This window comes from Alienimonas californiensis, assembly GCF_007743815.1.
Taxonomy (GTDB): Bacteria; Planctomycetota; Planctomycetia; order Planctomycetales; family Planctomycetaceae; genus Alienimonas; species Alienimonas californiensis.
The window spans coordinates 2,345,908-2,358,536 of record NZ_CP036265.1; the positions used below are offsets into that span (position 1 = coordinate 2,345,908).

The following is a 12,629-nucleotide window of genomic DNA, read 5'->3' on the forward strand; positions in this document are numbered from 1 at the left end:
ATTCCGGGCGAAGGACGGGGCTGTACGGCGTCCCGGCCGGCGTTAGAGTGCGGGCCATGGCCTCCCCGCCCTCCGACCCGTCGGAACCCGCCGGCTCCCCCGGGGAGTCGGATCGTCCCCGCCCCGAATCGTCGGGGCGGAAACGCTCGAAGGCCAGTCGCCCTTCCCGCGGCCGCTCCGAACGGGCCTCGGACCGGGACGCCGCTCAGCGGGACGGCCGCGACGAGTCGGACGACGACCAACCGGTCGACGACGAGGCCGGCGGCGGTTCGCTCCGCGGTCGGATCCTGGTCGCGGGGCGTCACCTGCGGGACCCGAACTTCTACCGCACGCTCGTGTTGCTGGTGGAGCACGGCGAGGACGGGGCGTTCGGGCTGGTCGTGAACCGGCCCACGGACACCACCGTGCAGCGGGCGCTCTCCGGTCACCTGGAGGTGGAGGAGGGCGATGATTCCGTGTTCGCCGGCGGGCCGGTCGAGCCGGCGGCGCTGTTCGTGCTCCACAACAGCGTGGAGTTCGCCGAGGGCGAACTGCCCGTCTGCTCCGGCCTGTTCGTCGGCAACAGCCGGGAGGCGTTCGAGGGGCTGGTGAACGCCGTGGACGCCGGCGACGAGGGCACCCGCTACCGCGTGTTCTCCGGCTGCTCCGGCTGGGGTCCGGGGCAGTTGGAACAGGAACTCGCCCGGGCCGACTGGCGAGTCGTGGACGCGGACGCGGTCTTGGACGGCCCCGCCGACCCCATCTTCGGCCCGGACCCCTACGGAGCCTGGGAAGAAGCGGACCGCCTCTCCGCCCGCCCCCCGCTGGACGGCCTCGACGGCGGCGATTTTCGAATGAACTAGAACGCTCTTCACCGGGGCGTCGCGTTCAATACCAGCCCGGAGCGCAAGCTCCGGCGGTGCGTTGTTCGACGCGTCGGCTGCGCCGACGGCCGATGCTTGCGCATCGGGCTGGTATCCCACCTTCGCGTGCCCTGCTCGGGATCAAGCTCACCGGGGGCTCACCCGCCGAAGCAGAACCACTGCCCGTTGGGGCCTTCGGTGCCGATGACCAGCACGGCGGCGCCCTCCGGGCCGCCGACCGCGGGGCTGGCGACGATGCCTTTGCGGAGGTTCTGCGACCAGACCTCCGTGCCGTCCGCGGCGTTCAGACAGTGCAGCGTGCGGTCGGCCCCGCCGAACCAGATACGTTCCTTGTCTGTACCGACGCCGGTGACGACGGGGCTGCTCTCGCTGCCGGCTTTCAATAGGAACTCCCAGGCCGTCTTGCCAGTCTTGCGGTCGAGGGCCTTGGCGACCTTATTGCCGCCGGTGACGAACACCCGGTCCGCCGTCGCCGCGGCGCTGGATTTGAATTCAAACTGCCCGTCCGGCTCGGCCCGCCAAACGACCGCTTTGGCCTCCGGCACGTTCGCCCCGGGAACCGATTCGGAGGAGGCGTCCACGGCCAACACGTCGCCGGCGTAGGTGCCGAAGTAAACCGTGCCGTCCACCGCCGCGGGGGAGGCGATCAGGTAGGTGCCGATCTCCACGTCCAACGTGACCGACCCGTCCGCGATCGCGGCGCCGCGAAGGTGCTCGTCGCAGCCGGCGATGAAGGTGCGGGCGGCGCCCTCCGGGCCCTGCGCCACGGCCGGGGTGCAGTGCACGCGACCCTGCGTTTCCAGTTCCCACCGCAGCTTGCCGTCCTCCGCGGTCAGGCAGTACAGCTTGGCGTCGTAGGAGCCGAACAGCACGACGGGAACGTCGCCGCTCTCGCCCGGCCCGGTCCCCGGAACCGTGGTGAGGGTCGGGCTGCTGATGATCTCGGCGCCGGTTTCGAACGTCCACAGCTTCTTGCCCGTGGCGGCGTCGACGGCGTGCAGGAAGCCGTCCTCGTCGCCCAGGTAGACCCGCCCGTCCGCCACCGCGGGGGAGCTGAGGAACCCGGGCCGGAACTTCCCGACCTCCTCCGTCCGGTAGGTCCAGACCGGCTCGCCGGTTTTAATGCCCCGGCAGTGCAACTCGCCGGAGAGGCCCGCGGTGAAGACGCGGTCGCCGACGATCGCCGCGGTGGCGGCGACGCCGTCGGGAGCGTCGGCCGTCCAGAGCAGCTTCGGCGCGTCGGGCAGCGTGTCTGCCGTCGTGCCGGTCAGTTGCGGATTGCCGCGGAAGGAGGGCCAGTCCGCCGCGACGGCGGGGGAACCGACGGCGAGGGCGGCGGCGAGGCAGGCGGTCAGAACGCGCATCGGTAGAGCCCTTCGAGGTCGGCGACGGTGACGGGGCGGGGGTTGAAGCCGGCGGTCCACTGCTCGGCGGCCAGCTCGGCGAGCCCGGGCAGGTCATCCGCGGAGGCCCCCGCCCGGGCCAGCCCGCCGTGGACGCCGGCGAAGGGCAGCAGGCCGTCGAGGAACTCCGCCAAGCCCGCCGCCGAGGGGGCCAAACCGCCCGCGGCGGCGAGGTCCTCGTAGATCGCCCGCACGGCGGGGTCGGCGGCGTTGAACCGGACGACGTGCGGCAACATCCGCCCCACGGCGACGCCGTGCGTCGTGCCGTATTGGGCCGTCAGCGGATTCGCCAACGCATGGGCGGCGCCGAGCATGCTCAGTTCGATCGCCGCCCCGGCCAGGTGGGAGCCCAGCAGCATCGCGGCGCGGTCCTCCGCCGTCGCCGCCCCGGACAGATACGGCCGCACGCTGCGGGCCAGCAGGGAGAAGGCTTTGCGGGCGAACATGCCGCTCAGTTCGCCCCGCACCCGGCAGGCGGCGGTTTCGACGGCGTGGGAGACGGCGTCGATCGCTACCGGGGCGGCGACCTTGGCGGGCACGGTGGCGATCACGTCCGGGTCCAGCAGCGCCGCCCGAAAGGCCGCCCGGCCGTCGCCGCAAGCCATCTTGATGTGCGTTTCGTCGTCGGCGATGAGGGCGAAGGACTGGGCCTCGCTGCCGGTGCCGGCGGTGGTGGGCACGCCGACGCTCGGCAGGAACGTGCCGCGGCCCCTGTTTACGCCGTGGTAGTCCCGCATCGCCCCGCCGCCGGCCAGCAGGAAGTTCGCCCCTTTCGCGACGTCCATCGAACTGCCGCCGCCCAGCCCGATCAGCAGGTCCGCCCGATGGTCGCGGGCCGCGGCGACCGCGGCGGCGACGTCCGCGGTGGTCGGATTGGCCCGGACGTCTTCGAACACCGCCGCCTCGATGCCGACGGCCCGCAGGGCCTCGGCCCCCGCGGCGGCGTGTCCGGCGGCGGCGACGCCGGGATCGGTCACCACCAGCGCCCGCGTGCCCAGCGGGGCCTCGCCGGCGGCGGCGGGCGGCACGACGAGTTCGCCCAACCGCGTCAGCGTGCCGGGGCCGAACAGCACGCGGGTACGGGGGCGCCAGTCAAACCCCGGCCCCTCGGCGAAGCGGGCGTCGGACGCGGCGTGGGACACGGCGGGGGGCGCTCGGGGCGGGCGGGGCGGGGCGGGGCTCGTCCGCCGGGAGGGACCGGATCGTAGTCCGCCGGGAGGCGTCCTTCGACCGGGGGGCGTCCCCGATACGCCGTTCCACGCCGCCCCGTGGGGCCGCGTCGCCGGTCCGTCACTTCCGTGAGCCGCCCTTCGACGTCTCGACGCCGGCGTACTCCTTCATCCGGTCCACATAGCCGCCGTGGCTGTAATCACAGGCCGCGATTGCCTCGGCGTAGGGCTCGAAGCCCTCGCCGATCCAGTCGATCACGTTCAGGATCTTCAGCGAGGCGTAGCTGTCGTCCCGCAGCAGACCGGTCCAGCAGGCCTGGGCCGCGTCCCGTTCGCCAGCCCGGAAGAGGATCCACGCGGCCATCGTCCGAACGTGGTGGGATTCGTCGTCCAGCAGCGCCCGCACGGCCTCCAGGTCGACGGCCCCCGCGTCCTGCTCCTGAACCCGGAAGCAGCCCACCGTCGCCCAATACCGCTGGCCCAGGTCGTCGGACGACAGCCGCTCCGTCAGCGCCGCCCGATCCGCCGGCGTGGCGGCGAGGGCGGACGCCGACGCGGCTTGCAGCGCCCGCACGTCGTAGCGTTGCGGGTCGCGGACGTAGTCGTAAATGGTGACGCCGGCCTCGTCGGCGAGGCGGACGACCTCACTCTCCGGCAACAGGCCGGAGTCGAAGATCTCCCGTTGCCACTCGTCGAGCGCGGCGCTCAGCCGCTCCACATCGGCGGCGTACTGCGGATCCTCGGCAAGGTTGCGCACGTTGTCCGGGTCGGCCTCCGTGTCGTACAGCTCGTGCCGGGGCTTCGTGCCGAAGAAGCGGCCGGTGATCTCGTTCGTTTTGCCTGCTCGGTGGTGCTCCTCCCAAGCCCGGGTGGCCTTCATGGTCCACAGATAAGAAAGACGCTGGCCCCAGGGGGCGTAGGGCATGTAGTTGCGAATATAGAGGAACTTCCGGTCCCGGATCGCGCGGACGTTGTCGCAGCGTTCGTCCATCCGCGCCCGGAAGCTGACGTGATAGTCCCGCGGTTCCTTGTCCGGCCCGAGGAAGGTTTTGCCCTGCAGATAATCCGGCGTCTCCGCCCCGCAGAGGGACAGCCAGGTCTTGGGCATATCGACAAAGGAGACGATGTCGTTCACCGGCTGCCCCGGTTCGCCCGGCCGCAGGTGTTTGTATTTCTCCGGGATGCGGACGATCAGCGGGCAGTGCGTGCCGCTGTCGAACAGGAACCGCTTGCTGCGGGCGATCACGCCGCCGTGGTCGGAGTTATAAACGACGATCGTGTTCTCCGCCAAACCGCTCTGCTCCAGTTGCTTCAGCGCCGCCCCGATGTCGGCGTCCATCTTCTTAATCTGGTCGTGGTAGTGGGCGTAGTTCTGGCGGATGACGGGGACGTCCGGGTGATATTCCGCCAGCCGCACGTTCTCGGGGCTGTGGGTCGTCTGGCTGATGTCCCCGAACGCCTTGGATTCGTGCGACTTCGTGGTATTCAGCACCATGAAGAACGGCTGCTGCCGTTTGAGCGTTTTCCAGTCCGCTTTATTCGTGTCCCACGCCTCGTCGTCCGGCCGTCCGCCGATGTTGTAGTCGGTCTTTTTGGCGTTGCCGACGTAGTACCCGGCCTTCTTTAAGAGGTCGGGATAATAGGAGATGCGGTCGTGGGGAATCGGGTAGCGGCTCCGCATGTTGTGCGTGCCCATCGAGATCGCGTTCACCCCGGTGATCCAGGTGCTGCGGGCCGGGGCGCAGACCGGGGCGTTGGCGAAGCAGTAGGGGTAGCGATGCCCCTCCGCCGCCAGCGCGTCGATATGCGGGGTGTCCGCGTGCGGATTGCCGTAGCAGCCGATCCAGTCGACGCTGTTGTCCTCGCTGGTGAGCCAGAGAATGTTCGGTCGCTCGGCCGCCGCGGTGCCGTTCGCGGCCTCGGCGGCGACGGCCGGGCCGCCCAGTCCGAAGACGAACAGGGCGACGAGGGAGCCGATGCGGAACCTCCGGGCGGCGGGCGGTAGTGCGGGGGCGGACGTCATGGCGGCGCTGCGGGCGAGGCGGAAGGCGTGGCGTTCGTGGATGCGAACTTTACTCGATCCCCCCGCAGCGTTCCCCCGTCCCGGCTGCCGTGCCGCTCAGGGCGGCCGGCTAACCGCGGGGGTGGTGCTTGGCGTGGACGGCCTTCAGTCGGGTGTGCTCCACATGGGTGTAGACCTGCGTGGTGCGGATGCTGGCGTGACCGAGTAGTTCCTGAAGCGCCCGCAGGTCGGCCCCGCCGGCGAGCATGTGCGTGGCGAAGCTGTGCCGCAGCGTGTGCGGGCTCACCTTCGAACTGCACCCGGCGAGGGCGGCGTACTTCTTCACCAAGTCCCAGACGGTCGCCCGGGTCAGCGGCCGGCCGGTGCGGGAGAGCAGCAGCGGGGCGCCCTCGCCGCTGACGCTGGGCCGGTCGCGGGCCAGCAGGGGGCGGGCGTCGGCGAGGTACGCCTCCAGCGCCGCCCGGCACCGCGGGTTCAGGCCGACGACCCGTTCCTTGTTCCCCTTGCCGAGGCACCGGGCCCAGCCGCCGCCCAGCCGCACGTCGGAGACCTTTAGGCCGACCACCTCGCTGGCCCGGCAGCCCGTGGCGTACAGCAGGGCCAGCGTCGCCCGGTCGCGAAGAATCAGCGCCTCGGTGACCTCGCCGGCCCCGCGTTCGGCCTGCGGGGCGTCGAGGAACGCCTCCACCTTCTGCGGACTCAGCACCGCCGGCAGACGGTCCCACAGCTTGGGGGAGTCCAGCAGTTCCGCGGGGTTCTCCGTCGCCGCCTCTTCCAGCACGAGGTAGCGGAAGAACTGCTTGAGCGAGACGAGGTGCCGCCCCACCGACGAGGGGGCGAGGCCGGCGTCCGACAGGTCGGCCTGATATTCGAGCAGGAACTCCAGGGTCACCGCGTTCGGCCCGACGTTTCGCGACGGTTGCCGGGCGACCCAGTCGAGAAACCGCCGCAGATCGCGGCTGTAGGCGGCGACGCTGTTCGCCGCCATCCCGCACTCGGCCTTCAAATAGCTGTGAAAGCCCGCCGCGTGCGCCGCCAGCCCCGGCGCCGGCTGGGCCGCGGCGAACCGACTGTCGGCCTTCGGTTTAAAACGCGGCGGCATTTTGAAATGGAATGGGGGATGTCGGAGGGGGGATGTTGAAAGGATCGACTTCGGGCGGAGCGATCCGCCACATCCGACATCCCAAATCCGACATCCGCCATCACCCGACCGGTTGCAGCGGGGCTTTACTGGCGACGAAGGTTTTGGGGTTCTCGGCGTCCTCGAACAGCACGCTGACGCGGCGGTTGCGGGCGCTGCCGTCGCTGTGCGTCACCGTGCCCAGGCCGTAGCGCGGATGGCGGACGGTCTGGCCGACCTTGAACCCCAGCGGCCCTTCTTCCCGAACAGGAACGGCCGCCCCAGTCGTCTCGCCGTTGAGCAGACCCGCGGCGGTGGTGAGCCGCAGCTTATTTTGCGTGAGGGAGCCGACGCCCGCCGGGCGTTCGGTCGGCTCGGGCTCGTCGCTCTCCCCGGCTTGCGGGTGCTCCCACTCGGGGCTGTCATCGTAGTCCTGCGAAAAATCTTCGATGTCGTAGCCCGCGGAGCCCCAGGCGTCGCCGCCGCTGCGGTCGTCGAGGTCCAGCGTCATCTCCGTGAGGAAATCGCTGGGCACGCAGTGCTGCGGGCGGCCGCGGACCTCCCGCTTGCGGGTGTGGGTCACGGTGAGCTTTTTCATCGCCCGGGTCACGCCGACGAACAGCAGCCGGCGTTCCTCTTCAATTTCGCGGCCGTCGTGCGACCGCAGGCTGCGTTCGTGCGGCAATAAATTCTGCTCCACCCCGACGACGTACACGACCGGGAACTCCAGCCCCTTCGCCGCGTGCAGCGTCATCAGGGTGACGCGGCCGCTCTCCGGTTCGACGGTGTCCGAATCGGCGAGCAGGGCGGTCGTCTCCAGGAAGCCGTCGAGGCTGCCGGCGCCCTGTTGTTCGTGATCGTACTGGGCGGCGGCGGTGACGAGTTCGTCGGCGTTGGCGAGGCGCTGCATCTCCTCCTCGTCCCCCTCCGCCCAGGCTTTGGCGAGGCCGCTTTCGTCCAGCACGGCCCGCACCAGCGGGGCGACCGGGCCGTGGGCCTTCTCGCTGAGGGCGTCGATGACGGCCGCGAACCGGCCGACCAGCGTGGCCGCCCGCTTGGAGACCCCGCTGGCCTCACCGGCCCGGCGGGCGGCTTCGAGCATGTCGAGGCCGTGGGCGTCGGCGAAGTTCAACACCCGGTGCTGAGTCGTATTGCCGACGCCCCGCTTCGGTTTATTGACGGCCCGGGCGAAGGCGACGCGGTCGTCCGGGTTCGCCAGCAATTTGAGATAGGCCAGCGTGTCCTTGACCTCCATCCGGTCGTAAAACGCCGTGCCCGCGGCGACCTGATAGGGCACGCCGCGGCGGCTCATCGCCAGTTCCAGCTCCCGGGAGAGCGAATTGACGCGATAGAAGACCGCCACGTCCGCCGGTTTGTACTTGCCGGCGTGGGCGGCGTCGTGGATTTCCTCGGCGATCAGATCCGCCTCGTGCCGGCCGTCGCGGCAATATAAACGTCGCGGGGCCTCGCCCTCCTCGCCCACGCCGATCAGCTTCTTGGCTTTGCGGTGGACGTTGTTGGCGATCAATTCGTCCGCCGCGAACAGAATCGCCCCGGTGCTGCGGAAGTTTTCCTCCAGGCGAATCGCTTTGGCACCCGGATAGTCCCGCTCGAACCGCAGAATATTTTCGATCTTCGCCCCTCGCCAGCCGTAGATGCTCTGGTCCGGGTCGCCGGTGGCGCACAGGTTCGGGTGATCCTGCGAGAGGGCCTTCACTAATTGATACTGGGCGAGGTTCGTGTCCTGATATTCGTCGACGAGAATAAAACGGTGCCGGTCGTCCAGGTGCTCACGGAGTTCCGGGCTGTCCTCCAGCAGCGTGACGGCGTGCAATAAAAGGTCGTCGAAGTCGACGGCGTTGCTGTCCAGCAGGGCCTTCTGATAGGCGGGATAGACCTTGGCGAGCACGGCTTCGATATGGTCGCCGACCTCGTGCTCGAACTTCAGGCGGAACCGTTCCGCGGTCAGCATTTCGTTCTTGGCCCGGCCGATGCGGTTCAATAACTGGCCGGGGGGATAGGCGGCGGCGTCGACGTCCTTTTCGCTGAGCACCCGCCGCAGCAGCGCCGTCTGGTCGGCGGTGTCGTAGATCGAAAAGTTTTCCTTCAAGCCCACGGCCTGCCCGTAGCGGCGGAGCAGCCGACTGCAGAACCGGTGGAAGGTGCTGACCCAGACCCGCGTGCCGGGCAGCAGGGCGGCGACGCGGTCGGCCATCTCGCCGGCCGCCTTGTTGGTGAAGGTGATCGCGAGGATCTGCCGCGGGTCCACGCCCCGCTCCACCAGCCGGGCGATGCGGCGGGTGATGACCCGCGTCTTGCCCGACCCCGGCCCGGCCAGCACCAACAGCGGCCCGCGGAAGTGCTCCACCGCCGCCCGCTGGGGGGGCGTGAGGTCGTCCGGCGTCTCCGGCCGATCCACCCCCGCGGCGGCTCGGGAGTGATCGACGGACAACTCTTCCGGAGACGGCTGCGGCGGTCGCGGTCGGGGGGGGCGGGACATGGGGGAGGCTCTCGCTGCTGAACGTCCGTGCGGGATGCGGATGGTACGGGAAAGCGGCGCAGCGGCGAACCCGGCCGCGGGGGGATCGCCCCCGCGGTCGGGTCGCCCGGTCGAAGTGTCGCCGTGGGTTCAGCATCACGCACGTCGTTCGCCGCCCCGCCCGACGGATCGTCGGCCCGGCCGGTGTGCGCCGGGGCTGGAGTGGAGAAGGAGGATTCGGGCTCCGACGACCCCTGTTCCGCAGAGAAGAGGGGGCCGGGCTTCGGAAACGACCGCCCGCGGAACCCGGGGCCGGACGAACACGAGGCTCGTTGGCTCTCCCGGGGGAAGGCGGGGCGGGGTCGGCGTCCGTGCCGACGGGCGGGGGGCGGATCGCGCCGGTCGGCTGCGCGTGCCGACCGGCGCGGGGGCGGGCGAATGCGGCGTCCGTCACCAACGTCGGCCGTTTCGCCCGCCCCGCGAGAATTCCGACGGCCGCCCGCGTCGATGCGGGGGAACGTCGGGGCCTCACCCTACGCGGGGTCGGGACCTGTTTTGTCGGAACGCCCGACCAGACCGGAGGTTGCGAGTACGAACTGCTCGGTGATCGCCAGCCTCGAGGCGCACGCCGAGGCGCGCCCGCGTGGCCGGCCCACCCGGCCTCGGCTCGCGCCTCGGGCTGCCGCGGCCTCGAACGACGCCGTGCGCCCTGCTCTCACGCCGGAGGCGGGTGAGCACGGAGAGCGATCCGGGCTCGCTCACGGGCGTCGGGCGTCGCTCGCACGATCGTCCCGCTCCGTTGACGCTTTCCGGTAAGAGCATGGCGCCCGGCCGCTCAAGGGCGTTTCGCTCGCTTCGCCGAGGCCGGCGCGACATGGACGCTCGGGCAGGGAGGAATGCCCGGGCAGGGGGCGACGTTCAGGGGCGGAGAAATCGAACAGGCGTCGTGGGCTCCGGGACGCCCGACGATCCCCGCTTCGCTACCCTACGCTCTCCGCCGGCCGGCCGGCCGACGCAGCGCAAAACCACGTTCGCGAGTCGTCTTGCGCCGGCTCGGCGAGACCGTCGCTGCGGCAGAACCCGCGACTGGAGGAAACGCGGCGCCTCCCATCCTGATTGAGACTATGCCGATCCCGTGGACGTGATTTACATCGTTGGGCCGATGCTCCTCATCGCCGTCGTGCTGGCGGCGGTGTGGCTGGACCGTTGGAGCGTCCCGGTCATTCTGATCGCGCTCGGCGCGGGGATCCTCTTTGGCAGCGACGTACTGAATTTGTGGAACTTCGACGATATCGTTCTGACCAAACAGGGCGCGAACCTGGCGCTGGTCTTTATATTGTTCCACGGAGGGTTTTCCACAAAGCGAGCGGACCTGAAAGAGGTTGCGCTGCCGGCGGGAGGGCTGGCCACCTGGGGCGTCGCACTGACGGCGGCGGCGACGTTCGGCATCCTGCATTGGGCGTTCGGCTGGGACTTCGAGATCGCGCTGCTGCTCGCGGTCATTGTGTCGTCAACGGATGCGGCGGCGATCTTTTCGATCCTGCGACGGCAATCCTTGCCGAAGAGGCTGTCCTCCACGGTGGAGATCGAGAGCGGCGCGAACGATCCGATGGCGATCATGCTCACCGTAGCCGTCGTCGAGGCTCTCACCCTGGGGCATCCGCCGTTTTCAATCATGGCTCTGACGTTTCTTTGGCAATTCGGTACGGCGCCGTTGCTGGGCTGGCTGATGGCTCGCGGCGCCCTGATGTTATTCAACTCCCTCGCTCCGCAGGACCGCGCACACTATTACGTCCTCATGTTGGGGATCGTCATGCTGATCTACGGCCTCGCCCAACTGATCGGGTCCAGCGGGATGCTCGCGGTGTTCGTCGCGGGGTTTGTGATGGGCAATCGTCCGTTCGTCCACAAACAGGGCGTGTCGAACTTTTCCGCTGCGCTGTCGACGATCGCCAACATCGGCATGTTCGTTCTGCTGGGGCTTCAGGTGTTTCCCCGCCAATGGGCAGGGATCTGGTTCGAAGGCATCTTGCTCTTTCTGGCGCTGGCCTTCGTGTCTCGTCCCCTGGCGGTCTGGATTTCCACGCTGGGGATGGGTTTGGCATGGAAACAGAAGCTATTTATCAGTTGGGCCGGGCTCCGCGGCGCCGTCCCCATCGTTCTGGCGACTTACCCCGTGGCCGCGGATATTCCCGTGGGGCAGGACGTCTTTAATCTGGTGTTCTTCGCGGTGCTGTTGTCAGTGGCCGTGCAGGGCGGGACGCTCGGGCTTCTGACGCGTTGGCTCAAGCTGACCGTTCCCGCTCGTCCGACCCCTCTGTTTAGCTTGGAGCTTGTCACGATGGCTGCAAGCGACCTGGACCTGATCGTCGTCGACCTCCCCGGCCCCGATGGAGCGATCGGACCGACCATCGCCGAGTTGACGCTGCCCCCCAAATCGGTCGTTACCTTAATCACGCGTGGAAGAGAGCTGGTGGTGCCGAAGGGTTCGACCCGACTCCACGGCTGGGATCAGGTGAGCGTTCTCGCCCCCGCCACCGAGGAAAGGGCAATTCGGACCGCGTTACTGGACTCGATCTTTAACGAATCGGACTCGGGCGCTTTGAATGACGGCCACGACTAGCGTATCGAACGCGACGTCTGACCCGGGCGGGTGGCCGGCGTCGGCCCGCTGGGGCCTTGGCTCGTGGGGCCGGCGTGGTTCGGGCCGCCCCCGGAACGGGGGACGTTCGAGCGCTCCGTCCGCCAAGTCGTCCACCCGGGGGCGGCCGGGCCACGTGTTCACGCTGGTCCGGCGCCGCTCGTCGGCCGACCCCGGCCACCCGCCGCTGACGCTTTCCGGTGAGGGTACGGCGCCCAGCGTCGGTTAGGCTTCGCACGGACCGACATCATCTGCGATTAAACCTCCCACGTGCCCACGGAATCTCCATCGCCGACGCTCTTCGGCCTGTTGGAACCGCTTTTCTGGCCGATCGTGCTGGGCGGTTTGAGCCTCGTGCTCCTCCCGGCGCTGTTCACGCTGGCCTCCCGCTGGACCGTCAACGCGATCCTACGCGAGGCCCGAGTGCGGATGTCCGCACGCCCGACGGAGCCGACGGACGAGCCGCCGCCCTACCGGCGTGTGGCCTTCCTGTTGTCGCCGGCAGAACGACGATTCTACAGCGTCCTGAACGACGCGAAGGGAGAAGGTCAGACGGTCTTCTCGAAGGTCCGGCTCGCTGATTTGGTGGAGGTTCCTCGGGAAAACTCGAATTACATCACGTACTTTCGCAAGGTGTCGCAGAAGCACGTCGACTTCGTGATCTGCGAGGATCGAACGATGCGTCCGCTCGCGGTTGTGGAACTCGACGACCGCTCCCACCGGACGGCGAAGGCCAGGAAGGCGGACGCTGTCAAAGACGAAGCGCTCACCGCTGCGGGAATCCCGATCGTTCGAATCCGTGCCGCGATGCAATACGACAGGGCGACCGTCGCGGCGGAACTCGCCGCGGCCGGTCGACCGCCCATGATCTTCGAAGAAGCCGACGGCTGATCGCCGGCCGCCCCCATAGAACCGCGACCGTCAGGGAGCC

8 protein-coding genes are annotated in these 12,629 nt (G+C 69.3%); 3 read left to right on the plus strand and 5 right to left on the minus strand.

Annotation, left to right across the window (positions count from 1 at the left end):
- Positions 1–56: 56 nt before the first annotated feature.
- Positions 57–842, plus strand: a complete 786-nt coding sequence (locus CA12_RS09135; protein WP_145358654.1) for a YqgE/AlgH family protein — start codon at positions 57–59, stop codon at positions 840–842.
- Between the two features lie 158 nt (positions 843–1,000).
- Here CA12_RS09135 and CA12_RS09140 read toward each other — a convergent pair whose 3' ends face one another.
- From CA12_RS09140 to CA12_RS09160, 5 genes are all read right to left on the minus strand, one after another.
- Positions 1,001–2,227: an outer membrane protein assembly factor BamB family protein gene (locus tag CA12_RS09140; RefSeq protein ID WP_145358655.1), complete on the minus strand. Its 1,227-nt coding sequence runs from the start codon at positions 2,225–2,227 to the stop codon at positions 1,001–1,003.
- A complete protein-coding gene (locus CA12_RS09145; protein ID WP_145358656.1) occupies positions 2,215–3,408 on the minus strand; it encodes an iron-containing alcohol dehydrogenase in 1,194 nt (397 codons plus the stop codon). Before CA12_RS09145 ends, CA12_RS09140 begins: the two co-directional genes overlap by 13 nt.
- Positions 3,409–3,556: 148 nt before the next feature.
- Positions 3,557–5,458 carry a sulfatase family protein gene (locus tag CA12_RS09150; protein ID WP_145358657.1) on the minus strand — a complete coding sequence of 634 codons (1,902 nt, stop codon included), beginning with the start codon at positions 5,456–5,458 and terminating at the stop codon, positions 3,557–3,559.
- A 109-nt stretch (positions 5,459–5,567) separates the two neighbouring features.
- Positions 5,568–6,560 (minus strand): site-specific tyrosine recombinase, encoded by a 993-nt coding sequence (locus CA12_RS09155; protein ID WP_145358658.1) that lies wholly within the window; start codon positions 6,558–6,560, stop codon positions 5,568–5,570.
- A gap of 100 nt (positions 6,561–6,660) precedes the next feature.
- Positions 6,661–9,078, minus strand: coding sequence for an ATP-dependent helicase (locus tag CA12_RS09160; RefSeq protein ID WP_145358659.1), 2,418 nt, complete (start codon positions 9,076–9,078; stop codon positions 6,661–6,663).
- A 1,141-nt stretch (positions 9,079–10,219) separates the two neighbouring features.
- On the opposite strand from CA12_RS09160, the gene CA12_RS09165 reads away from it, so the two are divergent.
- Together CA12_RS09165 and CA12_RS09170 are read left to right on the plus strand one after the other, a co-directional pair.
- The gene (locus CA12_RS09165) at positions 10,220–11,680 is read left to right on the plus strand and encodes a potassium/proton antiporter (protein WP_145358660.1); all 1,461 of its coding nucleotides are present in this window, start codon (positions 10,220–10,222) and stop codon (positions 11,678–11,680) included.
- 447 nt (positions 11,681–12,127) lie between these two features.
- A complete protein-coding gene (locus CA12_RS09170) occupies positions 12,128–12,589 on the plus strand; it encodes a DUF2726 domain-containing protein (protein ID WP_145358661.1) in 462 nt (153 codons plus the stop codon).
- Positions 12,590–12,629: the final 40 nt, after the last annotated feature.